Genomic DNA, 25923 nt, shown 5'->3' with positions numbered 1-25923 from the left:
GCTCAGCCGAGCAGGAAGTTGCCGGCGCGAGGCTCGCCTTCGAGCGCCGGTACTTCTGCTTCGTCCTTGAGCTGTACGCCGGAGAGCTGCCGGCGGCTGGCTTCACGCATCAGATAGAGCAGGCGGTGCGCGGCGAGGTTGTAGCTCAGGCCTTCTGGGCGAATGTTGGAAATGCAGTTGCGCTGCGCATCGTGCCGGCCGACCTGCGGCGCCCAGGTGAAGTACAGGCCCAGGCTGTCCGGCGAGCTGAGCCCTGGGCGTTCGCCGAGCAGAATGACCACCATGCGCGCCTTGAGGCGCTGGCCGATTTCGTCGGCAATCGCCACGCGGCCCTGTTCGACCAGGGTGATCGGCCCGAGCGACCGGCCTTCGGCCTGACAGTGCTCGGCGATCTTCAAGGCCATCGGTGCGGCGTGGCGTTGTACGGCCAGGGCGGAGAGGCCGTCGGCGATCACCAGCGCCAGGTCGCAGCCGTCTCCCGCATGCTCGTCGAGCGTGGTTGCGCTGGCTTCGTCGAGGCGCCGACCGAGGTCGGGACGCTGCAGATAGATCTGTCGGTCTGAAGCGGCGCTGCGCAGGTGCAGGCAGCCAAGTTCATGTTTCTCCAGCTCGGCAGCCAGCGCCTCGCAGTCCAGCGGCAGATGCACGGCGTCGCGCGCCTGGGCGTGGGCGAACTGGAAATCCAGCTGCGCGTCGGTGGGCAGGCTGACACCAGCCCGGCCAAGGGCGATGCGCGCCGGGGTCAGCTGGCGCAGGTGCTGCCACGGATTGTCGGTGGTGGGGGAGCGGTCGTGCATGGCTACCTCGGAGTGTGACGGGCAAGCGAGTGGAAAAGCGCGCAGCGTTTTCCACCTGAGGATGGCGAGCTTACGCGAGCGGCTTCATGCCATTTTCTCCAGCGCCCGGCGGAAGGCTTCGGGCAGCTCGCGGCCGAGCTGCAGGCGATTGCCGTCCTGCCGGAGGATCTGCATCTTCGCCAGCCATTCCTCGAACTCCGGCGCGGGCCGCAGGCCAAGCACCTGGCGCACGTAAAGGGCGTCGTGAAAGGAGGTGGTCTGGTAGTTGAGCATCACATCGTCCGAGCCCGGGATGCCCATAATGAAGTTGATGCCCGCCGTGCCGAGCAGGGTCAGCAGCATATCCATGTCGTCCTGGTCGGCTTCGGCGTGGTTGGTGTAGCAAATGTCGCAACCCATCGGCACGCCGAGCAGCTTGCCGCAGAAGTGGTCCTCCAGCCCGGCGCGGATGATCTGCTTGCCGTTGTAGAGGTATTCCGGGCCGATAAAGCCGACCACGGTGTTCACCAGCAGCGGCTTGTAGCGGCGTGCGACGGCGTAGGCGCGGGCTTCGCAGGTCTGCTGGTCGACGCCGTGGTGGGCGTTGGCCGAGAGCGCGCTGCCCTGGCCGGTCTCGAAATACATGAGGTTGTCGCCGAGGGTGCCACGCTTCTGCGACAGACCGGCCTCGTAGCCTTCCTGCAGCGTCGCCAGGCTGATGCCGAAGCTGGCATTGGCCGCCTCGGTGCCGGCGATGGACTGGAACACCAGATCCAGCGGCGCGCCGCGATTGATCGCCTCGATGGAGGTGGTGACGTGGGTGAGGATGCAGGCCTGGGTCGGGATGTCGTAGCGGCTGATCACTGCGTCGAGCATCTTCAGCAGCTCGCAGATGCCGGCGGTGCTGTCGGTGGCCGGGTTGATGCCGATCACGGCGTCGCCGTTGCCGTAGAGCAGGCCGTCGAGAATGCTCGCGGCGATGCCGGCGCCGTCGTCGGTGGGATGGTTCGGCTGCAGCCGGGTGGACATGCGTCCGGCCAGACCGATGCTGTTGCGAAAGCGGGTGACGACGCGGACCTTCTGCGCGACGAGGATCAGGTCCTGCACGCGCATGATCTTCGACACCGCGGCGACCATCTCCGGCGTCAGGCCGTGTGCCAGAGCCTTTAGCGACGACTCGTCCGCCTCCTCGCCGAGCAGCCAGTTGCGAAAATCGCCCACGGTCAGATGGCTGACCGGGGCGAAGGCAGCGGCGTCATGGCTGTCGATGATCAGCCGAGTGACTTCATCGCTTTCGTAGGGAATCAGTGCTTCCTCGAGAAAGCGCTTGAGCGGCACCGCGGCCAGGCACATCTGCGCCGCCACGCGTTCGGCGTCGCTGCCCGCCGCGACTCCGGCGAGCTGGTCGCCGGAGCGCGCCGGGCTGGCCTTGGCCATCACCTCGCGCAGATCGTCGAAGCGCCAGGTGGTGCCGCCCACGCTGTGCGAGTACGTCATGCTGCTCTCCCTACTTGAGTGTGGCCTCGGCCTGCTCGATCGCCGCAAATTCCTCTTCCGGCGTGCCGGCCACCAGATGGTGTCGACTGTAGATCGCGAAATAGGCGATGAAGATCCCGTAGATGATCGCGGCGCCGATCACCACCCGCGGATCGACCAGGAAACCCGCGATGACCGCTATGCAGGCCAGCACCAGCGCCACGCCCGAGGTGACGATGCCGCCGGGTGTCTTGTACGGGCGATGTAGGTCTGGCCGGCGCAGGCGCAGGACGATGTGCGAGGCCATCATCAAGACGTAGGAGATGGTCGCGCCGAACACCGCGACGAGGATCAGCAGGTCGCCCTGGCCGGTCAGCGACAGCAGGAAACCGATCACACCGGGAATCACCAGGGCCAGCACCGGCGCCTTGTTCTTGTTGGTCAGCGATAGCTTGCGCGGCAGATAGCCGGCCCGCGACAGCGCGAAGATCTGCCGTGAATAGGCGTAGATGATCGAGAAGAAGCTGGCGATCAGCCCGGCCAGGCCGACCAGATTGACGAAGCCGCTCATCCAGGTGGACGAACCGTACGCCGTGGTCAGTGCTTCCACCAGCGGGTTGCCGGATGCCACCAGGGTGCTGGAGCCGGCGCCGCCTGGGCCGACCAGCAAGATCAGGCCGGCAAAGGCGACCAGTATCAGCATGGCGCCGATCAGCCCGCGTGGCATGTCGCGCTGCGGGTTCTTGGTTTCCTCGGCGGCCAGCGGCACGCCTTCCACAGCGAGGAAGAACCAGATCGCGTAGGGAATCGCCGCCCAGATGCCGACGTAGCCGTAGGGCAGGAAGTTGCTGGCACCGGCAGCGGTGGTCGGCGCGATATCGAGCAGCTTGTCCACCGAGAAGTGCGGCACCATCGCGACGATGAACACGGCCAGCGCCAGGGCGGCGACGGCGGTGATGATGAACATCAGCTTCAGCGCCTCGCCGACGCCGAAGATATGGATGCCGATGAAGACGATGTAGAAGACGAGGTAGATCGCCCAGCCGCCGATGCCGAACAGCGATTCGCAATAGGCGCCGATGAATACGGCGATGGCCGCCGGCGCGATGGCGTATTCGATGAGGATCGCCGTGCCGGTGAGAAAGCCGCCCAGCGGGCCGAACGCGGTGCGGGCAAAACCGTAGCCGCCGCCCGCGGTCGGGACCATCGAGGACAGCTCGGCCAGCGAGAAACACATGCACAGGTACATGGTCGCCATCAGCAACGTGGCGATGAACAGCCCGCCCCAACCACCCTGGGCGAGGCCGAAGTTCCAGCCGGCATAGTCGCCGGAGATGACGTAGGCGACGCCGAGGCCGACCAGCAGCACCCAGCCGGCGGCGCCTTTCTTCAGTTCGCGTTCCTGGAAATAGCTACTGCCAACGGTTTCGAAATCGATTGCATGGTGCGGTGGCGTTGAACGGCTGTGTTCGAGAGCCATGGGGGAATCCTCTTGGATAGGTTGGCAAGTCTCTCCCTAGCAAGCGTCATGCCCCACGCTACAAACGGGTTGTTTGCAGTGATTTGTCAGCCAAGTTCAGCAGGAACGCACCTTTTGCGTGCTCCACAGCACCACGGCGGAGCCCGGCAGGTGTCTTGTTCAAGGCACGGGTGGCGTGTGCCACCCGCGCCGATCCATCAGAAGAAGCCCAGTGGGTTGATGTCGTAGCTGATCAGCAGGTTCTTGGTCTGCTGGTAGCTGTCGAGGATCATCTTGTGGGTTTCGCGACCTACGCCGGACTTCTTGTAACCACCGAACGCGGCATGGGCCGGATAGAGGTGGTAGCAGTTGGTCCACACACGCCCGGCCTTGATCGCCCGGCCCATGCGGTAGGCGCGGTTGATGTCGCGGGTCCAGACGCCGGCGCCGAGGCCGTATTCGGTGTCGTTGGCGATGGCCAGCGCCTCGGCCTCGTCCTTGAAGGTGGTGACGCCGATCACCGGGCCGAAGATTTCCTCCTGGAACACGCGCATCTCGTTGGTGCCCTTGAGCAGGGTCGGTTGGATGTAATAGCCGGTCGCCAGTGAGCCTTCGAGTTTTTCAGCGGCGCCGCCGGTCAGTACCTCCGCACCTTCGCCCTTGGCGATTTCCAGGTAGGACAGGATCTTGTCGAACTGCTGCTGGCTGGCCTGGGCGCCGACCATGGTCTCGGTGTCCAGCGGGTCGCCGCGTTTGATCTGCGCGACCTTTTTCATCACCGCTTCCATGAACGGCGCGTAGATCGACTCCTGCACCAGTGCGCGGGACGGACAGGTGCACACCTCGCCCTGGTTGAAGAAGCCCAGCACCAGGCCTTCGGCGGCTTTCTCGATGAAGGTCGGTTCGGCCTGCATGATGTCTTCGAAGTAGATGTTCGGGCTCTTGCCACCCAGCTCCACGGTGCTCGGGATGATGCTTTCCGCGGCGCGCTTCATGATGTGCGAGCCCACCGGGGTGGAGCCGGTGAAGGCGATCTTGGCGATGCGCTTGCTCGAGGCCAGGGCTTCGCCGGCTTCACGGCCATAGCCCTGTACGACGTTGAGCACGCCCGGGGGCAGCAGGTCGCCGATGACCTCCATCAGTACGCTGATACCCAGTGGGGTCTGCTCGGCCGGCTTGAGCACGATGCAGTTGCCCGCGGCCAGCGCCGGGGCGAGCTTCCAGGCGGCCATCAGGATCGGGAAGTTCCACGGGATGATCTGCCCGACCACGCCCAGCGGCTCGTGGAAATGGTAGGCCGCGGTGTGTTCGTCGATCTCGGCGCTGGTGCCTTCCTGGGCACGGATGCAACCGGCGAAGTAGCGGAAGTGGTCGGCGGCCAGCGGGATATCCGCGTTCAGCGTCTCGCGCACCGCCTTGCCGTTGTCCCAGGTTTCGGTGACGGCGAGCATCTCCAGGTTCTGCTCGATGCGGTCGGCGATCTGCAACAGGATCAGCGAGCGCGCCTGCACGCTGGTCTTGCCCCAGGCGTCGGCAGCGGCATGGGCGGCGTCCAGGGCCTTTTCGATGTCGGCGGCGTCGGAGCGGGGGAATTCGGCAATCGGCTGTCCGTTAACCGGAGACAGGTTGGTGAAATACTGCCCGTTGACGGGTTCGACGAACTCGCCATTGATGAAGTTGCCGTAGCGGGCCTTGAGGGTAACGAGGGCACCTTCGGTGCCGGGAGGTGTGTAGATCATGGGGGGGCTCCAATTTGTTCTTGGATGGAGATTCGCTGCATAAAGCGTAGATCACGACTTGAATACTGTCGCGGTGGCCAGGGGCGCTTTTCGTGGCGGCATAGCGAGCGCTGCCGCGCGGTCGGGCCGGGGCAGAAGCCCCGGCCCAGGGGCTCAGAGGGCGCTATGGAAGATCGCTTCGATTTCCTCTTGCGTGGCGCGGCGCGGGTTGGTCAGGCCGCAGGCATCGTTCATGGCGTTGGCGGCCAGCGTCGGGATGTCATCGGCCTTGGCGCCAAGCTCGGCCAGGCCGCCCGGAATGCCGATTGCCTGCGACAGGGTACGGATTGCCACGAGTGCGGCTTCGGCACCCTGCGCGGCGTCAAGTCCGCGGGTCTCCACGCCCATCGCGGTTGCAACGTCGCGCAGGCGTTCGGGGCAGACGCTGGCGTTGTAGCTCTCCACGTGGGGCAGCAGTACGGCGTTGCAGACGCCGTGCGGCAGATCGTAGAAGCCGCCGAGCTGGTGAGCCATGGCGTGCACGTAGCCCAGCGAGGCGTTGTTGAACGCCATGCCAGCGAGGAACTGCGCGTAGGCCATGTTTTCGCGGGCGGGCATGTCGCTGCCGTTCTCGACGGCGGTACGCAGATTTATCGAGATCAGCTCGATGGCCTTGAGCGCGCAGGCGTCGGTGATCGGCGTGGCGGCGGTCGAGACATAGGCCTCAACCGCGTGGGTGAGCGCATCCATCCCGGTGGCTGCGGTCAGTCCCTTGGGCATTGCGACCATCAGTGCCGGGTCGTTCACCGACAGCAGCGGTGTGACGTTGCGGTCGACGATGGCCATTTTCACGTGACGGGTTTCGTCGGTGATGATGCAAAAGCGCGTCATCTCGCTGGCGGTGCCGGCGGTGGTATTGATCGCTACCAGTGGCATTTGTGGTTTGGCCGAGCGGTCCACGCCCTCGTAGTCGGCGATCTGTCCGCCATTGGTCGCGCACAGGGCGATGCCCTTGGCGCAGTCATGGGGCGAGCCACCGCCGAGGGAGATGATGAAATCGCAAGCGCTGTCGCGTAGCTGGGCCAGGCCCTTTTCAACGTTGCCGACGGTTGGGTTGGGTTGGGCGCCATCGAATACGACCGATTGGATGTCCTGGGTGGCCAGCAGCGCGGCAACCTTTTCGGCGACTCCAGCGCGTGCCAGTCCAACGTCGGTGACGATCAGCGCTTTGCGAAAGCCGTAGTTGGCGATAGCGACCATCGCCTCATCGAGGCTACCGGCGCCCATCATGTTCACTGCGGGGATGAAGAAGGTGCTGCTCATGGAGAATTCCCTTGTGATTGTCTGAAAGTGGTACTTGCAGCATCGCATCTGGACCGGGGGGCGAAATGATCTGGCTCAAGAAGGTGACCGATCAGTCGCGTTTCGGCCCTGCGTCTGACTAACGGCGCCTGGTCGGCTGGGATGGCCTGCTGTGCTAACCTGCGCCGCAGTTTTCAGTGGGTCTCACCGGTTTTGAGGGCATCCATGCATATCCATATTCTCGGCATCTGCGGCACCTTCATGGGGTCGCTTGCGGTGCTGGCCAAGGAGCTCGGGCATCGCGTCACCGGCTCCGACGCCAACGTCTATCCACCGATGAGCACCCAGCTCGAAGCCCAGGGCATCGAGTTGACCCAGGGCTACGAGCCGAGCCAGCTCGAGCCGGCGCCGGATCTGGTGGTGATCGGCAATGCGCTGTCGCGTGGCAACCCTGCCGTGGAGTACGTGCTGAACAAGGGTCTGCCCTATGTCTCCGGCCCGCAGTGGCTGGCCGATCATGTGCTGCAGGGGCGCTGGGTCCTAGCCGCGGCTGGCACCCATGGCAAGACCACCACCAGCAGCATGCTCGCCTGGGTACTGGAGCACGCGGGCATGAGCCCGGGGTTCCTCATCGGTGGGGTTCCGCAGAACTTCGGCATCTCCGCGCGCCTGGGTGGCACTCCGTTCTTCGTAGTCGAGGCCGACGAGTACGACAGTGCCTTCTTCGACAAGCGCAGCAAATTCGTCCATTACCGCCCGCGCACGGCAATCCTGAACAATCTCGAATTCGATCACGCGGACATTTTTCCGGATCTCGCGGCTATCGAGCGGCAGTTTCACCATCTTGTGCGTACCGTGCCGAGCGAAGGGCTGGTCATCCATCCCGAGTCGGAGACCGCGCTCAAGCGCGTGATCGGCATGGGTTGCTGGACGCCAGTGCAGACCACCGGTGACGGCGGCGAGTGGCAGGCCAAGCTGCTCAGCGCCGACGGTTCGCGTTTTGAGGTGATCTTCGATGGCGCCGTACAAGGCGTGGTGGAATGGGCGCTGACCGGCCAGCACAACGTCAACAACGCGCTGGCCACGCTGGCGGCGGCACGACATGTCGGCGTGCTGCCAAAGCAGGGCGCCGAGGCGCTGAGCGAGTTCCTAAGCGTCAAGCGACGCATGGAGAAGGTCGCCGAGGTCAATGGCGTGACCATCTACGATGACTTCGCCCATCACCCGACCGCCATCGCCACCACGCTCGACGGCTTGCGCAAGCGTGTGGGCGATACGCCGATCATCGCGGTGATCGAGCCACGCTCCAACTCGATGAAGCTGGGCGCACACCGCGAGGGCCTGGCTGAATCCGTGGCGCTGGCCAACCAGGCGATCTGGTACGCACCCGCCAATCTTGGCTGGGATCTGGCCGCAACCGTCGCCGGCTCGCCGGTGCCGACCACCGTTTGCGATTCGCTGGAGGCGATCATCGCCAAGGTGAAAGCTGACGCCGTGCCGGGCACCCAAGTGGTGGTGATGAGCAACGGTGGTTTTGGCGGGTTGCACAACAAGCTGGCCGAGGCGTTGAGCTGATTGCTCAAGGTGGAAAACGCTTCGCGGTTTTCCACCCGACGATGACCGTGGGCAGGGTGGAAATCGCCGAAGGCATTTCCACGCGGATCGCATCAGCAAGCAGGGTGGGTCGGGCGGCGTTCCGCTTCAGCCTACCCGAACACGACCAAGCGGCTACAAAGGGAGCAGATACATGAGCGGACCGGAACGCATCACCCTGGCCATGACCGGCGCCTCCGGCGCGCAGTATGGTTTGCGCCTGCTCGATTGCCTGATCCAGGAAGACCGCGAGGTGCACTTCCTGATCTCCAAGGCCGCGCAGCTGGTCATGGCCACCGAGACTGACGTGGTGCTGCCGGCCAAGCCGCAGGCGATGCAGGCATTCCTCTCGGAATACACCGGTGCCGCCGCCGGGCAGATCCGCGTGTTCGCCAAGGAGGACTGGATGGCGCCACCGGCCTCCGGCTCCGGTGCACCGACCTCCATGGTGGTGGTGCCTTGCTCCACTGGCACGCTGTCGGCAATTGCCACCGGCGCCTGCAACAACCTGATTGAGCGTGCCGCCGACGTTGCCCTCAAGGAGCGCCGCCAGCTGATCCTGGTCCCGCGCGAGGCGCCGTATTCGAGCATCCACCTGGAGAACATGCTCAAGCTGTCCAACCTTGGCGTAACCATCCTGCCGGCCTCGCCAGGCTTCTATCATCAGCCGCAGACCATCGACGACCTGGTCGATTTCGTCGTCGCGCGCATCCTCAATCTGCTCAACATCCCGCAGGACATGCTGCCGCGCTGGGGTGAGCACCATATCGTCAGCGACGACTGACATGCTCGGCCGAGCGCTGCTAGTCCTGGCGACGCTGAGCCTGCTCGGCGGCTGTGCCAGCGTGCGCACGTTGGACGCCGCCAAGCCTGGCGCGCCGATCATTTATTCCGGCACGCGCCTGGACTGGTACAGCCTCAACGGCGGCTGCTGCCCCGTGGATCGATTCGGTGCCATGCCGCCGAAATATGCCGCGCTGGATCTGCCCGCCAGCGCCCTGGTGGATACGCTGCTGCTGCCCTTCGCCGTGGCGGCGGAGTTGGGTGTCGGCCTCGGCGTGCGCGGCGGTCTTTGAGCGGCGCGCCTTATTACTGATCTGGGTTCAGGCTGGCCTCCCGTGCAGCAGGCATAATTTCCCCGTCTGCGGCACAAGGAGAACAGGTGTGAAAGACCGAACTCAGTTCCACATGAATTACTGGATGATCGCCATTCTGGTGTTTCTCGGCCTGCAGTACCTGCTGTCGATCCAGCAGGAGGTGGCGACCATCCCCTACAGCGAGTTCGAGCAGCACCTCAAGGAGGGCCGCGTCGAAGAGCTGGCGATCACCGAGCGACGCATCGAGGGCCTGCTCAAGGAGCCGCTGGCCAGCGGTCAGCGGCGGTTCATCAGCAATCGCGTCGAACCGCAGTTGGCCGAGCATCTGCAGCAGTACCCGGTGCGCTACACCGGTAAGGTGGAAAGCACGCTGGTGCGTGACCTGCTGTCGTGGATCGTGCCGGCCATGCTCTTCTTCGGCATCTGGCTGTTCCTGCTCAAGCGCATCGGCAGCGGCCTGGGCGGCGGCGGCATGATGCAGATCGGCAAGAGCAAGGCGCGTGTCTACGTCGAGACCGACATGAAGGTGAGCTTCGCCGATGTTGCCGGGGTCGACGAGGCCAAGGACGAGCTCAAGGAGATCATCGAGTTCCTCCGCGACCCGCAGACGTACGGTCGTCTCGGCGGGCGCATGCCGAAAGGCGTGCTGCTGGTCGGGCCCCCGGGCACAGGCAAGACGCTGCTGGCGCGGGCCGTGGCCGGCGAGGCAAAAGTGCCGTTCTTCTCCATTTCCGGCTCCGAGTTCGTCGAGATGTTCGTCGGCGTCGGTGCCGCGCGGGTGCGCGATCTCTTCGAACAGGCGCGGGCCCAGGCGCCAGCGATCATCTTCATCGACGAACTGGATGCCCTCGGCCGCGCCCGCGGCGCCGGACCATTGTCCGGCGGGCATGACGAGAAGGAGCAGACGCTCAACCAGCTGCTGGTGGAGATGGACGGCTTCGATACCTCCAGCGGATTGGTCCTGCTGGCGGCCACCAACCGCCCGGAAATTCTCGACCCGGCGCTGCTCCGCGCCGGCCGTTTCGACCGCCAGGTGCTGGTCGATCGGCCGGACAAGGTCGGGCGGGTGCAGATTCTCAATGTGCACCTGAAGAAGTCGCGTCTGGGTATCGATGTCGACCCGCAGGCCATCGCCGCGCTGACGCCGGGCTTTACCGGTGCCGATCTGGCCAATCTGGTCAATGAGGCGACGCTGCTGGCGACCCGGCGCAATGCCGAAGCGGTGGCCATGGAAGACTTCACCGCGGCCATCGAGCGGATCATCGCCGGGCTGGAGAAGCGCAACCGCCTGCTCAACCCGCGCGAACGCGAGATCGTCGCCTATCACGAGATGGGCCATGCGCTAGTGGCCATGGCGCTGCCGGGGGTCGATCCGGTGCACAAGGTGTCGATCATTCCGCGCGGCATGGGCGCGCTGGGTTACACCATCCAGCGCCCCATCGAGGATCGCTTCCTGATGACCCGCGACGAGCTGGAAAACAAGATGGCTGTATTGCTCGGCGGGCGTGCGGCGGAGTGGCTGGTGTATGCGCATCTGTCCACCGGCGCCGCGGACGATCTGGCCAAGGTCACCGATATCGCCCGGGCCATGGTCACCCGTTACGGCATGTCCAAGCGTCTCGGGCATCTGGCGCTGGAGCGTGAGCCGAACTCGTTCCTTGGCAACGAGGCGATGCTCGGCCTCAAGCCGCAACACGACTATGCGGAGAGCACGGCAACCGCTATCGATGAGGAAGTGCAGGAGCTGGTGCAGTCTGCATTCCAGCGCAGCCTGGGGTTGCTTGAAGAACGACATGAATTGCTCGAGCGGTGCGCGCGGCGTTTGCTACAGCAGGAGACTCTGGATGCCGAGCAGCTGCGTGAGCTCAGCGCTGCTCCGACCAGTGATCCGGCGCAGACATCCCCTCAGGCCTGATGGGGCCTCAGGGCTGGTGAGTCAGTCGGGCTGGCGCTGGGCATGCTTCGCCAGCGCCCATTCGACATGCTCGCGCACCAGCTCCGACGGGTCGTCGCGGCGCGCCTGGAGCGCTTCCAGCACCGGGATGCTCGACGGCGCATTGCCCAGGCCGACCGCGAGATTGCGTAGCCATCGCTGGTAACCGGCGCGCCGCAGCGGTGAGCCCTCGGTGCGGCTGAGAAATTCTTCTTCTGTCCAGCGGAACAGCGTTGCCAGATCGGCGTTGTCCAGGCTGTGGCGCGGCTGGAAGTCGCTTTGCTCGGTGGGGCGGGCGAAACGGTTCCACGGGCAGACGATCTGGCAATCGTCGCAGCCGAATACGCGGTTGCCGATCTTGTCGCGCAGTTCGATGGGGATCGCACCTTTCAGCTCGATGGTGAGATAGGAAATGCAGCGCCGCGCATCCAGCAGCCGTTCGCCGACGAAAGCCTCGGTGGGGCAGACGTCCAGGCAGGCGTGGCAGCTACCGCAGTGATCGCGGGTCGTTGGCTTGTCGACCGGCAGCGCGATATCGACGAACAATTCGCCGAGAAAGAACCAGCTGCCGGCCTTGCGGTTGAGCAGCAGGGTGTTCTTGCCGATCCAGCCGAGCCCGGCCTGCTGCCCGGCGGCCTTCTCCAGCACCGGTGCGCTGTCGACGAAGGCGCGAAAGCAGAATGGGCCAACCGTCTGCTGAATGCGCTCGGCCAGTTGCTGGATGCGTTTGCGGATCAGCTTGTGGTAATCGCGGCCCAGCGCATAGCGCGACACGTAGGCCTTCTCCGGGCTTGCGAGCTGCTGCGTCATGCGCGTGTCGCCGGGCAGGTAGTCCATGCGCAGCGAGATCACTCTGAGCGTGCCGGGGACCAGCTCGTCCGGTCGGGATCGCTTGCTGCCATGGGCGGCCATGTAATCCATCTCGCCCTGATAACCGGCTTGCAGCCAGGCCTCCAGGTGCGCTTCGTGCTCGCCGAGGTCAACATCGGTAATGCCGACCTGCTGAAAGCCGAGCTCACGGCCCCACTCCTTGATGGACTGGGCGAGGGCGGCTGGATCGAGGGCTGGGTCGGACATCGGAGAGTAGGGCGGCTTGGCGGGCGGGTGCGTATAATTCTGCCAGACATTCTGCCGCGATGATCCCTGCACCGATGACCGATTCCCTGCCAGTCGCTCTGTATACCGCCGCACAGGTGCGCGAACTCGATGCGCACCTGATTGCCGGCGGCACTCCCGGTTTCGAGCTTATGCAGCGTGCCGGCCATACTGCCTGGCGCGCGTTGCGCCGACGCTGGCCTGATGCGGGTGCCGTCACCGTGCTGGCCGGACGTGGCAATAACGCCGGCGATGGTTACCTGTTGGCAGCGCTGGCGCAGCGCGCCGGCTGGCAGGTTCGGGTGCTGGCGGTGGGCGATCCGCAAACGCTGCAAGGCGATGCCGCGCAGGCCCTGGCCGAGGCACGGGCAAGCGGCGTGGCCGTCGAGCGCTGGCACTCCGAGGCGCCGCTGCAGGGCGTGCTGGTGGATGCGCTGCTGGGCACCGGCATTGCCGGTGACGTGCGCGAGCCCTATGTCGCCGCGATCGAGGCGATCAATGCCAGCGAATTGCCGGTGCTGGCCATCGATCTGCCGTCCGGTCTGTGTGCGAACAGCGGGCGGGTGCTGGGCCATGCGGTGCGTGCCGACATCAGTGTTACCTTTACCGGCCTCAAGCTCGGCCTGTTTACCGCCGACGGTCCTGATCGCGTCGGCACCCTGGTGTTCGACGATCTGCAGGCCGATCCGGCGATCGTCGCGCAGGTGGCGAGCGAGGCCGTGCGCCTGGACCACGGCTCGCTCATACGTGTCGCGCCGCGCTCGCCAGTAGCGCACAAGGGCAGCTTCGGACAGGTGCTGGTGATTGGCGGCGATCTGGGAACTGGCGGCGCCGCACTGCTTAGCGCCGAGGCGGCATTGCGCTGCGGTGCGGGCATGGTGACGCTGGCAACACGCCCAGAGCATGTCACCGCTTCGCTGGTGCGCCGCCCGGAAATCATGTGCAGTGGCGTCGAATCGACTTATGCGCTGACGGCGCTGGTCGAGCGCGCCGATGTATTGGTGGTCGGCCCTGGAATGGGTCAGGCGCCCTGGGGGCGTAGCCTGCTGTCGTTGGCGGCCCAACATGAGTCGCCCCAAGTGTGGGATGCCGATGCGCTTAACCTGCTGGCGGCTGGCAGCATCGAATTGCCGGCAGCGGGCGTAATCACGCCGCACCCGGGCGAGGCTGCGCGTCTGTTGCAATGCTCGGTGGCCGAGATACAGGCTGATCGCCCCGCTGCGGCGCGTGCGCTGGCCCGTCGCTACGCTTGTGTGGCGCTGCTCAAGGGCGCGGGTACGTTGATCGCCGATTCAAATGGCCGACTGGCGCTCTGTGATCGCGGCCATCCGGCGATGGCGAGTGCCGGCCTCGGTGACGTGCTGGCAGGGGTGATCGGTGCCGTGCTGGCGCAGGGGCTTGCGCCATTCGATGCAGCCTGCCTGGGCGCCTGGCTGCATGCCGCCGCTGGCGAACGTATCGGCCAGCAAGGCCGGGGGCTAGCCGCCGGCGATCTGATTCCCGTGATCCGTCAGTTGCTTGAGGAGCAGTCTCCATGCCTGAAGTGAACCTCTACGCCGCGGACGAGGCTGCCATGCTGGAGGTAGGCGCACGCATTGCCCTGGCCACCGGCGGGCGCGGCATCATTTATTTGCATGGTGATCTCGGTGCGGGCAAGACCACGCTGTCGCGGGGGCTGATTCGCGGCTTCGGGCATGAAGGGAAGGTCAAGAGCCCAACCTTCACCCTGGTCGAGCCTTACGAGCTGGGTGAGGTGCAGGTTTTCCATTTCGACCTCTATCGCCTGGTCGATCCCGAGGAGTTGGAGTTTCTTGGCATTCGCGACTATTTCGAAGGCAGCGCCTTGTGTCTCATCGAGTGGCCGGAGCGCGGTGCCGGCGTTTTGCCAAAGGCCGACATGGACATTACCATTACGCCGCATGAGGCCGGCCGTACGCTGCGCCTGTCGCCCCACACTGTGCGGGGCGAAGCTTGGTGTGCCGCCCTGACCGACGGAGAACTATGAATAACATGGGTTTGGGTATGCGCATTCGCACCCTGATTGGCGGCTTGGCGCTGTTGCTCGTGGCAGCGGACCTTTTCGCGGCCAGCGATGTGCAGAGTGTGCGTCTATGGCGCGCGCCGGATAACACCCGCCTGGTGTTCGATCTGTCCGGCCCGGTCGAGCACAAGATCTTCACGCTCACCGCGCCCGATCGGCTGGTCATCGATGTGACCGGTGCCAACCTCAAGGCCCAACTGGACCAGCTTGCGCTGAAGAACACCCCGGTCGCTGCCCTGCGCGCTGGCCAGCATGATGCCAATACGCTGCGCGTGGTCGTCGATCTGCACGCGCCCGTTTCGCCGAAGAGCTTCAGCCTTGCGCCCAATCAGCAGTACGGCCATCGCCTGGTTGTCGATCTGTTCGATCAGGCCACCGCTGCTCGTACAGCAACCCTGCCGCCGGCCACCGCTACACCGTCCACGCCGGTCGCGCCGGTCTCACCCACCCTGCCGGCAGTAAAGCTGCCCGCAACGCCTGGCGGAAAACGTGACATCGTGATCGCGATCGACGCCGGACATGGTGGCGAGGACCCCGGTGCTATCGGGCCAGGCAAGGTTTACGAGAAACATGTGGTACTGCAGATTTCCAAGGAGCTGCAGCGTCAGATCAACGCCGAGAAAGGCTTCCGTGCTGAGCTTGTGCGTACGGGCGATTACTTCATTCCGTTACGCAAGCGTACCGAGATTGCCCGTAAGAAAGGCGCTGATCTGTTTGTTTCGATCCATGCGGATGCGGCGCCGCGTACTGCAGCGTATGGCGCTTCGGTGTTTGCCCTGTCCGACCGCGGCGCTACCTCGGAAACTGCGCGTTGGCTGGCCGACAGCGAAAACCGCTCGGACCTGATCGGTGGCGCGGGCAATCTCAGCCTGGGCGACAAGGACCAGATGCTCGCTGGAGTGCTGCTGGACTTGTCGATGACCGCCTCATTGTCCTCCAGCCTCAACGTCGGGCAGAAGGTGCTCAGCAACATGGGGCGCATCACTCGACTTCATAAAAGCCGTGTGGAGCAAGCCGGGTTCATGGTGCTGAAGTCGCCTGACATCCCGTCGATCCTGGTGGAGACGGGCTTCATTTCGAACCCCTCCGAGGCCAAGAAGCTGCAGACCGCCAGCCATCAGCAAGCTCTGGCGCGCTCCGTACATAGCGGCGTGCGGCAGTTCTTCCATGAAAACCCGCCGCCAGGGACTTACATCGCCTGGCTGCGTGACTCGGGCAAGATTGCCAACGGCCCACGTGAGCATGTCGTACGCTCCGGAGAGAGTCTGGCGCTGCTTGCCCAGCGCTATCAGGTCAGTCTCGCGGCGCTGCGCAGTGCCAACAAACTGAGCAACGACGTGATAAAAGTCGGTCAAACCTTGAACATTCCAGCGACTACGCTGGCCTCCCAGCCATGACCGGCGCACCACGCATCCAGCTGCTCAGCCCGCGGCTGGCAAACCAGATTGCCGCAGGGGAGGTGGTCGAGCGCCCAGCGTCAGTGATCAAGGAGCTGTTGGAAAACAGCCTCGATTCGGGGGCGACGCGAATCGACGTGGATATCGAGCAGGGCGGGGTCAAGCTGCTGCGCGTGCGCGACGATGGCTGCGGCATTCCGCCGGACGATCTGCCGCTGGCCCTGGCTCGTCATGCCACCAGCAAGATTCGCGACCTGGAGGATCTCGAGCGGGTCATGAGTCTCGGCTTTCGTGGCGAGGCGCTGGCCTCAATCAGTTCCGTCTCGCGTCTGACCATGACCTCGCGCACCGCCGACGCCAGCGAAGCCTGGCAGGTGGAAACCGAAGGCCGTGAAATGGAAGCGCGCGTGCAGCCTGCAGCGCATCCGGTCGGCACCTCCGTGGAGGTTCGCGACCTGTTCTTCAATACACCGGCGCGGCGCAAGTTTCTGCGCACCGAGAAGACCGAATTCGATCACTTGCAGGAAGTGATCAAGCGCCTGGCGCTGGCGCGTTTCGACGTCGCTTTCCATCTGCGGCATAACGGCAAGGCGGTGCTGGCGCTGCATCAGGCCGGCGACGACGCGGCGCGCGCACGACGGGTGGCTGCGGTTTGCGGCTCGGCGTTTCTTGAGCAGGCACTGCCCATTGAGATCGAGCGCAATGGGTTGCGGTTGTGGGGCTGGGTCGGACTGCCAACCTTCTCGCGTAGCCAGGCAGATCTGCAATATTTCTACGTCAACGGCCGCATGGTGCGCGACAAGCTGGTAGCCCATGCCGTGCGCCAGGCTTATCGCGATGTGCTGTTCAATGGCCGGCACCCGACCTTCGTGTTGTTCCTCGATGTTGATCCGGCGGTGGTGGACGTTAATGTGCACCCCACCAAGCACGAAGTGCGTTTCCGCGACAGCCGCATGGTGCATGACTTCCTCTACGGCACGCTGCATCGCGCCTTAGGGGATGTTCGACCGGAAGATCAGCTGGCTGCGCCGGCCAATGTCACGCCAATGACCCGGGTATCAGGACAGGCTGCTGGCGAGTTCGCTGGGCAAAACGAAATGAGCCTGGCTGCGAGCGTTCTGGAGCGCCCGCAGGGCGAGGCGGCGGCTTGGCGCGGCGCTGGGGCCGGCTATCAGGCGCCAAGGCCTGCGTCTGCTGGCTACACCGCCGAGGCCCAGGGCGCCTATCGCGAGTTCTTCACGCCGCTACCTGAAAACGGTCCTGCTGCATTGCCGGCAAGCCAGGATGACGTGCCGCCATTGGGGTATGCCCTGGCTCAGCTCAAGGGGGTCTATATCCTCGCCGAGAGCGCCCAGGGCATGGTTCTGGTGGATATGCACGCCGCCCACGAGCGCATCACCTACGAGAGACTGAAGACCGCAATGGCCAGTGAAGGTCTGCGCGGTCAGCCGCTGCTGGTACCCGAATCCATCGCGGTCAGTCAGCGTGAGGCCGACTGTGCCGAAGAGCACGGCCAGTGGTTCCAAAAATTAGGTTTTGAACTGCAGCGGTTGGGGCCAGAGACGTTAGCGATCCGGCAGACGCCTTCGCTGCTAAAGCAGGCGCAAGCCACCCAGCTGGTGCGTGACGTGCTCGCGGATCTGCTGGAGTACGGCACCAGTGACCGCATTCAGGCGCATCTCAACGAGCTGCTGGCGACCATGGCCTGCCACGGCGCCGTGCGTGCCAATCGGCGACTGACGCTGCCGGAGATGAATGCCTTGTTGCGCGACATGGAGCACACCGAGCGCAGCGGGCAATGCAACCATGGCCGCCCGACCTGGACGCAGCTGGGCATGGACGAGCTGGACAAGCTGTTCCTGCGCGGTCGCTGAACGCTTTCGCTGGCTGCATGCCATGCTTGCAGCCGGGGGGCTACCGCCGGAAACTATGCGGCCAAGCCAGTCGAGCTCGCTGATGTCTGCCCTTCCTTCTGCCATCTTTCTCATGGGTCCAACTGCCTCGGGCAAGACCGATCTTGCACTGGAGTTGGCGCGTGTGCTGCCCTGCGAGCTAATCAGCGTTGATTCAGCGCTGGTCTATCGCGGCATGGATATCGGTACCGCGAAGCCGTCGGCTGAGGTGTTGGCCGAGTTTCCGCACCGTCTGGTGGATATCCTCGATCCGGCTGAGAGCTATTCCGCTGCGCAGTTCAGCGCTGATGCCCTTGAAGCCATGGCCGAGATCAGCGCCGGTGGCCGTATCCCGTTACTGGTTGGCGGAACCATGTTGTATTTCAAGGCGTTGCAGGAAGGTCTCGCTGACATGCCGGCGGCTGACCCGTCGGTGCGCGCCGAGCTTGAGGCGCTGGCCGCAGCGGAAGGTTTGCAGGTGCTGCACGATCAGCTGGCGCAGGTCGATCCCGAATCCGCCGCGCGCATTCATCGCAACGATCCGCAACGCTTGGTGCGGGCGTTAGAGGTGTATCGCGTCAGCGGATTGACCATGAGCGAGCACCGCGCCCGACAAAGGTCGCAAAAAGCCGTCGCAGACGCTCCAGGCTCAGGAGTCTTGCCTTATACTGTCGCGCAACTGTGCATCGCCCCTGCGCAACGCCATATCCTGCACGAGCGTATCGAGAGCCGTTTCCGGCACATGGTTGAACAGGGATTCGTCGAAGAGGTCGAAGCCCTGATGCGCCGCGGTGATCTGCATCCCGGAATGCCGTCGATGCGTGCGGTCGGTTATCGTCAGGTCTGGGAATATCTGGACGGATCATCGACCCGAGAGGAAATGGTGGAGCGCGGCATAATCGCAACTCGGCAGCTGGCCAAACGGCAGTTCACCTGGTTGCGCAGTTGGGGGGAGGTACACTGGCTGGACAGTTTGTCCCGCGACAATCTGCCGCGCGCATTGAAATACCTGCAATCGCTCTCCATATTGAGCTGACACTGCGAATTGACCGTCTATTCTCAACACGTGGATCGTCGGTTGTACTTTTAGAACACTAATGAAAACAGATCCTCTAAGGAGTGCGGCACATGTCAAAAGGGCATTCGCTACAAGACCCTTACCTCAACACACTGCGTAAGGAACGCGTCCCGGTTTCCATCTATCTGGTCAACGGCATCAAGCTGCAGGGTCAGATCGAGTCCTTCGACCAGTTCGTCATTCTTCTGAAAAATACCGTCAGCCAGATGGTCTACAAGCACGCCATCTCCACCGTGGTTCCGGGCCGCCCAGTGCGCCTGCCGACCGCCGGTGATGCCGAGCAATCCGAGTCGGGCAACGACTGAGGTAGGTTTCTTTGTTCTTCGAACGTCCCGGTGGTGGGGAGCGGGCTATCCTGGTGCACCTGGATGGCCAGGATCCCGCGGCGCGCGAGGACCCTCAGGAATTCCAGGAGCTGGCGCGCTCGGCTGGTGCCGAGGCGGTTGGCTTCGTCAACGTGCCCCGGCATCAGCCATCCGCCAAGTTCCTGATCGGTAGCGGCAAGGTCGATGAGCTGCATGATCTCGTCAAGGATGGCGAGGCCGAACTGGTGATCTTCAATCACACGCTGACGCCCAGTCAGGAGCGCAATCTCGAGCGTGCTCTTGAGTGTCGCGTGCTGGATCGTACTGGCCTGATTCTGGATATCTTCGCCCAGCGCGCCCGTACCCATGAGGGCAAACTGCAGGTCGAGCTGGCGCAGCTTGAGCATATGAGCACGCGCCTGGTCCGAGGTTGGACTCACTTGGAGCGGCAGAAAGGCGGTATTGGTCTGCGCGGCCCTGGTGAAACCCAGCTGGAAACCGACCGCCGTCTGTTGCGTGTGCGCATCCGGCAGATCAAGCAGCGCCTGGAGAAGGTTCGCGGGCAGCGCGAGCAGGCTAGACGTGGCCGTCGTCGGGCCGATATCCCTTCCGTTTCTCTGGTCGGTTATACCAACGCCGGCAAGTCCACGCTGTTCAATGCGCTGACCGAGTCCGATGTGTATGCAGCCAATCAGCTGTTTGCGACGCTCGATCCTACACTGCGTCGGCTTGAGCTGGATGATATCGGCCCAGTGATTCTGGCTGATACGGTGGGCTTCATCCGCCATCTACCGCACAAGCTGGTGGAGTCGTTCCGGGCGACGCTCGAGGAGTCGAGCAACGCCGATCTTCTGCTGCATGTCATCGACGCGCACGAGCCTGAACGGGATCAACAGATCGAGCAGGTGCTTGCAGTGCTGGGCGAGATCGGCGCGCACGAGCTGCCGATGCTGGAGATTTACAACAAGGTCGACCTCATGGAAGGCATCGAGCCGCAAATCCAGCGTGACGCTGATGGTCGCCCGCAGCGTGTATGGGTATCTGCCCGTGATGGGCTGGGCCTTGACCTGGTCCGCCAGGCGATCTCCGAGCTGCTGGGTAATGATCTATTTGTCGGTACCCTGTGCTTGCCGCAGCGGCTCGGCCGACTGCGTGCGCAGTTCTTCGAGCTCAGTGCGGTCCAGCGCGAGACACATGATGAAGAAGGTGGCAGTCTGCTGGAAGTGCGTCTGCCGCGAATCGAATTGAATCGTTTGATCAGTCGCGAAGGGTTGCGCGTGGATGAGTTCATCGCGCAACACACTTTGCAATAAAGCCTCGGCCGGCAATTTCGCCGGTCGTTCGGGGCTTTCTGTAGCATTGGCGGGCGCGCCGTGGGCGCGCCTTTAGCTTTATTAGAATGGAGAGCGCTATGGCTTGGAATGAGCCGGGTGGCAACTCGAACAACCAGGATCCCTGGGGAAGTGGTGGTGGCGGTGGTCGTCGCGGTGGCGGTGGCGACCAGAAAGGCCCACCGGATCTCGATGAAGCTTTCCGCAAACTGCAGGACAGTCTGAACGGCATGTTCGGTGGCAAGAAGCGTGGCAGTGGCGGCAGCTTCGGCGGCAGTGGCAAGCGTGGCGGTTTCGGCTTGGTCTGGGTCGCCTTGGTCGTGTTGCTGGCCGTATGGCTGTTCAATGCCATTTATATCGTTGACGAGCAGGAGCAGGCAGTGGTTCTGCGCTTCGGCAAGTATCACGAGACTGTCGGTCCGGGCCTGAATATCTATTTCCCGCCGATCGATCGCAAGTTCCAGGAAAACGTCACTCGCGAGCGCTCCTACAGCAAGCAGGGTCAGATGCTCACCGAAGATGAGAACATCATCGAGGTGCCGCTAACTGTTCAATACAAGGTCAGCAATCTGCAGTCCTTCGTGCTCAATGTCGATCAGCCTGAGGTGAGCTTGCAACATGCCACCGACAGTGCTGTTCGCCACGTGGTGGGTTCGACCGCCATGGATCAGGTGCTCACCGAAGGTCGTGAAGTCATGGCCAGTGAGGTCAAGGAGCGTTTGCAGCGGTTCCTTGACAACTACAGCACCGGTATCGTCGTGACGCAGGTCAACCTGCAGAGCGCGGCGGCGCCTCGTGAAGTGCAGGAAGCGTTCGATGACGTGATCCGCGCGCGTGAAGACGAGCAGCGTGAGAAGAATCAGGCCGAATCCTACGCCAACGGTGTCATTCCCGAGGCTCGTGGTCAGGCCCAGCGGATGCTGGAAGAGGCCAGCGGTTATCGCGATGCAGTTATTTCTCGTGCCCAGGGTGAGGCGGACCGCTTCAGCAAGCTCGTCTCCGAGTACCGCAAGGCGCCGGATGTGACGCGTGAGCGTCTGTATCTGGAAACCATGCAGGAAGTCATGAGCAATACCAGCAAGGTCATGGTTAGTGGCGATGGTGGACAGAACCTGCTCTATCTGCCGCTGGACAAGATGATCAACAGTCGTGGTGCAAGCACGCCGGCTCCTGCGGGGGTGGCGTCTGGTGCGGCGACCCAGGGCACTCGCTTGCCGCCGGAGCTGGATCCGCGTGAAGTTCGTACGAGGGAGAGTCGCTGATGAGCAATAAATCCCTTACGGCCCTTATCGTGGGCGTGGTGCTGGCAATCGTCTTGTGGAACAGTTTCTACATTGTTTCTCAGACAGAGCGTGCTGTTATGTTGCGCTTCGGTCGGATCGTCGAGCCTGACGTGAAGCCAGGTCTGCACATGAAGATTCCGTACGTGAACTCGGTGCGCAAGTTCGATGCACGACTGTTGACGCTTGATACGACCACTTCACGCTTCCTTACGCTGGAGAAGAAAGCACTGATGGTCGACTCCTATGCCAAGTGGCGTGTGGATGATGCCGAGCGTTTTTACACCGCAACCTCAGGTGTGAAGCAGATTGCCGACGAGCGTCTGGCTCGTCGTCTTGAGGCGGCTCTGCGCGACCAGTTCGGTAAGCGCACGCTGCACGAATCGGTGTCTGGTCAGCGTGATGAGCTGATGGCTCAGGTCACCACCAGCCTGAATCGCGCCGTTCAGCAGGAGTTGGGTGTTGAAGTCGTCGACGTTCGCGTCAAGGGCATTGATCTTCCGCGCGAGGTGAATCGTAGCGTGTTCGAGCGCATGAGCTCCGAGCGTGAGCGTGAAGCTCGTGAGCACCGTGCCAAGGGTAAGGAGCTTGCCGAGGGCATCCGTGCCGATGCTGATCGTCAGCGTCGAGTACTGCTGGCTGAGGCATTCCGTGAGGCTGAAGAGCTGCGCGGTGACGGTGATGCGCGTGCTGCCTCGATCTACGCTGCGGCGTATGGGCAGGACCAGGAATTCTACGCATTCCATCGCAGCCTGCAGGCCTACCGAGAAAGCTTCTCCAGCAAAGAAGACGTGTTGGTACTTGACGCCAAGAGCGACTTCTTCCGCTATCTGGAAAGCAGCAAGTAGCGCTTCATGGCGACCCAGCGGGTTTCCCGGTGACACGAGAGTGTCGTCGGGTGACCGGTAGGGAAAAGATTGCTATGATCCGCGAGCCGGGAAAATCCCGGCTTTTTTGCGTCTGTGCCCCAGAGGTTGCAGGCGATCCCAGGCATGCAGTGGTCATGCCGATCCCCTTAGGGGCGTGGCTCGGATGCCATGATTCGAATACAACTGCACGCGACCGATGGCCAGCTAAGGCTGCTGCTGCGGTTTTCGTCTGGGCTTACCGGAACGAGAGGTGATTTCGCGAATGGCAACGGTAGACCGCTGGCTATTGCCAGATGGCATCGAAGAGGTGCTGCCGCCAGAGGCGGCGCGTATCGAAACGGCACGCCGGCGCGTGCTGGACTTGTTCCAGCGCTGGGGCTACGAGCTGGTCATCACCCCGCATGTGGAGTTTCTCGAGTCGCTGCTAACAGGCTCTGGGCAAGATCTGGATTTGCGTACCTTCAAGGTCATCGATCCGCTCTCCGGTCGGCAGATGGGGTTGCGTGCGGACATCACCCCGCAAGTGGCGCGAGTAGACGCTCACACCCTGCGTCGTGATGGGCCTAGCCGCCTTTGCTACGCCGGTAGCGTGCTGCATGCAAAGCCGCAGGCCTTGTCCACCTCGCGCAGTCCAATCCAGCTGGGCGCTGAGCTGTACGGCGATGCGTCTACCTCCAGTGACATTGAGGTGATCAGTCTGATGTTGGACATGCTCGAGCTAGCCGATGTGCCGGACTTGCACATGGATCTGGGGCATGTCGGAATCTATCGGGGGCTGGCCAAGGCTGCGGCGCTGGGTCGTGAAGCCGAGCAGCGTCTCTTCGATGCGCTACAGCGCAAGGCGATGGATGAAATTGCTGAGCTGACCGCCGCGCTCGATCCGGCGCTGGCTGGCATGCTGCGTGCGCTGGCAAGGCTGTGCGGCGGTCGCCAAGTGCTCGATGAGGCGCGTGCCGCATTGGCTAAGGCACCTCTCGATGTGCAGAAGGCGCTCGAAGAACTGACGGCAATCGCGGACCAGCTCTCAATGCGCTACCCAGGCGTGCCGCTGTATTTCGATTTGGGTGAACTGCGTGGTTATCACTACCATACTGGTGCGGTGTTTGCGGTGTTCGTGCCGGGTGTGGGGCAGTCGATCGCTCAAGGTGGTCGCTACGACGACATCGGCGCCGATTTCGGGCGTGCTCGGCCGGCGACGGGCTTCTCCACGGATCTGAAGACACTGGTCAGTCTGGGTAATGCGGATTTGTCGGCGCCTGTATCGGGTATCTGGGCGCCTCAGGGTGACGAGCCTGGTTTGTGGTGCGCCGTCCGTCAGCTGCGCCGCGAGGGGGAGCGTGTAGTGCAGGCCCTTGATGGGCAGTCGCACAGCGACGCCGCGCAGCTAGGTTGTGATCGACAGTTGTTGCTAAGTAATGGTGTCTGGACGGTAGCCTCGCTGGCTTCCTGATGGTTACGGTGCCGCGCCGCGGTGCTGGCCTGGTTTCGATTATCGCCGGTTGCGACCGGTATGCTTCGCCGAAGAGGACAAAGGGTTATGGGTAAGAATGTCGTGGTCCTGGGCACCCAATGGGGTGATGAGGGCAAGGGCAAGATCGTCGATCTGCTGACCGATCAGGCGGCTGCGGTCGTCCGTTACCAGGGCGGCCACAATGCCGGTCACACTCTGGTCATCGACGGTGAGAAGACCGTGCTGCACCTGATTCCGTCCGGCATTCTGCGCGACAACGTGCAGTGCTTGATCGGCAACGGCGTAGTGGTCGCTCCCGATGCGCTAATGCGTGAAATCACTAAGCTGGAAGAAAAAGGTGTGCCGGTGCGTGAGCGCTTGCGCATCAGTCCTTCCTGCACCTTGATCCTGCCTTATCACGTGGCGCTGGATCAGGCGCGCGAAGCTTCCCGCTCGGAGGGCAAGATCGGCACCACTGGGCGTGGTATCGGCCCGGCCTACGAAGATAAGGTGGCGCGCCGCGGTCTGCGTATCGCCGACCTTTTCAATCCCGAGCGTTTCGCGGTCAAGCTGCGTGAGCTGCTTGAGTACCACAACTTCGTGTTGGAGAACTTCTACAAGGTCGAGCCGGTTGATTTCCAGAAGACCCTCGACGAAGCGCTCGGTTATGCGGAAATCCTCAAGACTCTTATCACTGATGTCACGGCTCGTCTGCATGAGCTGCGCAAGCAGGGCGCCTGCATCATGTTCGAGGGGGCCCAGGGCTCGCTGCTGGATATCGATCACGGCACTTACCCGTACGTGACCAGCTCCAGCACCACCGCTGGTGGCACTGCTACGGGTTCTGGCTTCGGTCCACTCTATCTGGATTACATCCTGGGTATCACCAAGGCGTATACCACGCGCGTAGGTTCCGGTCCGTTCCCAACTGAGCTGTTTGACGACATCGGGGCTCGCCTGGCCGAGCGCGGTCACGAGTTCGGTTCGACGACCGGTCGTGCACGTCGTTGTGGTTGGTTCGATGCGGTGATCCTGCGTCGCGCCATCGAGATCAACAGCATTTCCGGGATCTGCCTGACGAAGCTGGACGTGCTCGACGGACTGGAAACCATCCGTATCTGCGTGGGCTACAAGGATCGCAATGGCGATGTGTTGGTAGATGCGCCCACCGATGCCGATAGCTACGACGGCCTGCAGCCTGTGTACGAAGATATGCCGGGCTGGAGCGAGTCGACCGTTGGTGCGAAGACGCTCGATGAGTTGCCTGCCAATGCTCGCGCCTATATCAAGCGTCTTGAGGAGTTGGTCCAGGCGCCGGTGGACATCATTTCCACTGGCCCGGATCGCAACGAAACCATCGTGCTGCGTCATCCGTACGCCTGACAGGGCGGTAGCGGAATATACAAAAGGCCGCCTTCGGGCGGTCTTTTGCTATAAAAAAGCGCGAGGGGCAGGTTCCAGCTCGGCAGAGGTCGGCGAGCGTCTCGGTTGATCGTTTCAGTGTTGCTGAAACGAAAAAACCGAGCCAGAGGCTCGGTTTTTTCTTGAAGAGTGGTGCCCAGGAGAAGACTCGAACTTCCACGGTGTTGCCACCGCTAGGACCTGAACCTAGTGCGTCTACCAATTCCGCCACCTGGGCACATTGCGATGATCGCTCACCGACTTTTTTGCCATTTCACCGATTGGATCGGTCGAAGTTGGCATTCTTCGTCTTGCATGACACTCGCCACTGCGTGACGGGTTTCATTTGAAAATGGTGCCCAGGAGAAGACTCGAACTTCCACGGTGTTGCCACCGCTAGGACCTGAACCTAGTGCGTCTACCAATTCCG

Annotated in this window: 21 protein-coding genes and 1 tRNA gene; 15 read left to right on the top strand and 7 right to left on the bottom strand. The window is 63.2% G+C overall.

Going from position 1 to position 25923, the window contains the following annotated elements:
• Positions 1-2 precede the first annotated feature (2 nt).
• The 5 genes from eutC to yiaY all read right to left on the bottom strand — a co-directional run bounded on the left by eutC (position 3) and on the right by yiaY (position 6752).
• Complete coding sequence (gene eutC / locus AAEZ08_RS03180; RefSeq protein ID WP_500123700.1) at positions 3-797, bottom strand: ethanolamine ammonia-lyase subunit EutC; 795 nt, start codon at positions 795-797, stop codon at positions 3-5.
• Positions 798-881: 84 nt separating this feature from the next.
• Positions 882-2273 (bottom strand): ethanolamine ammonia-lyase subunit EutB, encoded by a 1392-nt coding sequence (locus AAEZ08_RS03175; RefSeq protein WP_102821357.1) that lies wholly within the window; start codon positions 2271-2273, stop codon positions 882-884.
• Positions 2274-2283: 10 nt separating this feature from the next.
• The gene (gene eat / locus AAEZ08_RS03170) at positions 2284-3732 is read right to left on the bottom strand and encodes an ethanolamine permease (protein ID WP_500123699.1); all 1449 of its coding nucleotides are present in this window, start codon (positions 3730-3732) and stop codon (positions 2284-2286) included.
• Between the two features lie 197 nt (positions 3733-3929).
• Positions 3930-5450 (bottom strand): acetaldehyde dehydrogenase ExaC, encoded by a 1521-nt coding sequence (exaC, locus tag AAEZ08_RS03165; protein ID WP_500123698.1) that lies wholly within the window; start codon positions 5448-5450, stop codon positions 3930-3932.
• A gap of 153 nt (positions 5451-5603) precedes the next feature.
• On the bottom strand, positions 5604-6752 hold the full coding sequence (gene yiaY / locus AAEZ08_RS03160; RefSeq protein WP_313477315.1) for an L-threonine dehydrogenase: 1149 nt from the start codon (positions 6750-6752) through the stop codon (positions 5604-5606).
• A 204-nt stretch (positions 6753-6956) separates the two neighbouring features.
• Here yiaY and mpl point away from each other — a divergent pair, with 204 nt between their 5' ends.
• The 4 genes from mpl to ftsH all read left to right on the top strand — a co-directional run bounded on the left by mpl (position 6957) and on the right by ftsH (position 11336).
• Entirely contained in the window at positions 6957-8306 is a 1350-nt protein-coding gene (mpl, locus tag AAEZ08_RS03155) for a UDP-N-acetylmuramate:L-alanyl-gamma-D-glutamyl-meso-diaminopimelate ligase (RefSeq protein WP_500123697.1), read from the top strand.
• A 172-nt stretch (positions 8307-8478) separates the two neighbouring features.
• Positions 8479-9108, top strand: a complete 630-nt coding sequence (gene ubiX, locus AAEZ08_RS03150) for a flavin prenyltransferase UbiX (protein ID WP_102821353.1) — start codon at positions 8479-8481, stop codon at positions 9106-9108.
• A gap of 1 nt (position 9109) precedes the next feature.
• Positions 9110-9400 carry a YceK/YidQ family lipoprotein gene (locus AAEZ08_RS03145; protein ID WP_102821352.1) on the top strand — a complete coding sequence of 97 codons (291 nt, stop codon included), beginning with the start codon at positions 9110-9112 and terminating at the stop codon, positions 9398-9400.
• 88 nt (positions 9401-9488) lie between these two features.
• Positions 9489-11336 (top strand): ATP-dependent zinc metalloprotease FtsH, encoded by a 1848-nt coding sequence (ftsH, locus tag AAEZ08_RS03140; RefSeq protein WP_313525425.1) that lies wholly within the window; start codon positions 9489-9491, stop codon positions 11334-11336.
• Positions 11337-11357: 21 nt separating this feature from the next.
• On the opposite strand, the gene queG is transcribed toward ftsH, so the two are convergent.
• The gene (gene queG / locus AAEZ08_RS03135; protein WP_500123696.1) at positions 11358-12431 is read right to left on the bottom strand and encodes a tRNA epoxyqueuosine(34) reductase QueG; all 1074 of its coding nucleotides are present in this window, start codon (positions 12429-12431) and stop codon (positions 11358-11360) included.
• 74 nt (positions 12432-12505) lie between these two features.
• Between queG and AAEZ08_RS03130 the strand changes: the two genes are divergently transcribed.
• The 11 genes from AAEZ08_RS03130 (at position 12506) to AAEZ08_RS03080 (ending at position 25475) form a co-directional block, all read left to right on the top strand.
• Positions 12506-13996, top strand: coding sequence for an NAD(P)H-hydrate dehydratase (locus AAEZ08_RS03130; protein WP_500123695.1), 1491 nt, complete (start codon positions 12506-12508; stop codon positions 13994-13996).
• The gene (gene tsaE, locus AAEZ08_RS03125; RefSeq protein WP_003283093.1) at positions 13984-14454 is read left to right on the top strand and encodes a tRNA (adenosine(37)-N6)-threonylcarbamoyltransferase complex ATPase subunit type 1 TsaE; all 471 of its coding nucleotides are present in this window, start codon (positions 13984-13986) and stop codon (positions 14452-14454) included. The genes AAEZ08_RS03130 and tsaE overlap by 13 nt, the downstream gene beginning before the upstream one ends.
• Before the next feature lie 5 nt (positions 14455-14459).
• Positions 14460-15887, top strand: a complete 1428-nt coding sequence (locus tag AAEZ08_RS03120; RefSeq protein WP_202799056.1) for an N-acetylmuramoyl-L-alanine amidase — start codon at positions 14460-14462, stop codon at positions 15885-15887.
• Complete coding sequence (mutL, locus tag AAEZ08_RS03115; RefSeq protein ID WP_427702073.1) at positions 15884-17761, top strand: DNA mismatch repair endonuclease MutL; 1878 nt, start codon at positions 15884-15886, stop codon at positions 17759-17761. Before AAEZ08_RS03120 ends, mutL begins: the two co-directional genes overlap by 4 nt.
• A gap of 82 nt (positions 17762-17843) precedes the next feature.
• Entirely contained in the window at positions 17844-18815 is a 972-nt protein-coding gene (gene miaA / locus AAEZ08_RS03110) for a tRNA (adenosine(37)-N6)-dimethylallyltransferase MiaA (RefSeq protein WP_003283096.1), read from the top strand.
• 92 nt (positions 18816-18907) lie between these two features.
• Complete coding sequence (gene hfq, locus AAEZ08_RS03105) at positions 18908-19162, top strand: RNA chaperone Hfq (RefSeq protein WP_003283098.1); 255 nt, start codon at positions 18908-18910, stop codon at positions 19160-19162.
• An 11-nt stretch (positions 19163-19173) separates the two neighbouring features.
• Positions 19174-20475: a ribosome rescue GTPase HflX gene (gene hflX, locus AAEZ08_RS03100; RefSeq protein WP_003283099.1), complete on the top strand. Its 1302-nt coding sequence runs from the start codon at positions 19174-19176 to the stop codon at positions 20473-20475.
• Between the two features lie 98 nt (positions 20476-20573).
• On the top strand, positions 20574-21755 hold the full coding sequence (gene hflK / locus AAEZ08_RS03095) for an FtsH protease activity modulator HflK (RefSeq protein ID WP_482694406.1): 1182 nt from the start codon (positions 20574-20576) through the stop codon (positions 21753-21755).
• The gene (gene hflC, locus AAEZ08_RS03090; protein ID WP_003283101.1) at positions 21755-22621 is read left to right on the top strand and encodes a protease modulator HflC; all 867 of its coding nucleotides are present in this window, start codon (positions 21755-21757) and stop codon (positions 22619-22621) included. The genes hflK and hflC overlap by 1 nt, the downstream gene beginning before the upstream one ends.
• 283 nt (positions 22622-22904) lie before the next feature.
• Positions 22905-24092 carry an ATP phosphoribosyltransferase regulatory subunit gene (locus tag AAEZ08_RS03085; protein WP_058065087.1) on the top strand — a complete coding sequence of 396 codons (1188 nt, stop codon included), beginning with the start codon at positions 22905-22907 and terminating at the stop codon, positions 24090-24092.
• An 87-nt stretch (positions 24093-24179) separates the two neighbouring features.
• On the top strand, positions 24180-25475 hold the full coding sequence (locus tag AAEZ08_RS03080) for an adenylosuccinate synthase (protein ID WP_500123694.1): 1296 nt from the start codon (positions 24180-24182) through the stop codon (positions 25473-25475).
• Between the two features lie 169 nt (positions 25476-25644).
• Here AAEZ08_RS03080 and AAEZ08_RS03075 read toward each other — a convergent pair.
• Positions 25645-25731: transfer RNA gene (locus AAEZ08_RS03075), tRNA-Leu, on the bottom strand.
• Positions 25732-25923 lie beyond the last annotated feature (192 nt).

The sequence above is a fragment of the Pseudomonas sp. E45-MNA-CIBAN-0222 genome, assembly GCF_040310405.1.
GTDB lineage: Bacteria > Pseudomonadota > Gammaproteobacteria > Pseudomonadales > Pseudomonadaceae > Stutzerimonas > Stutzerimonas stutzeri_AC.
This window is presented reverse-complemented; position numbering and strand designations above follow the sequence as displayed.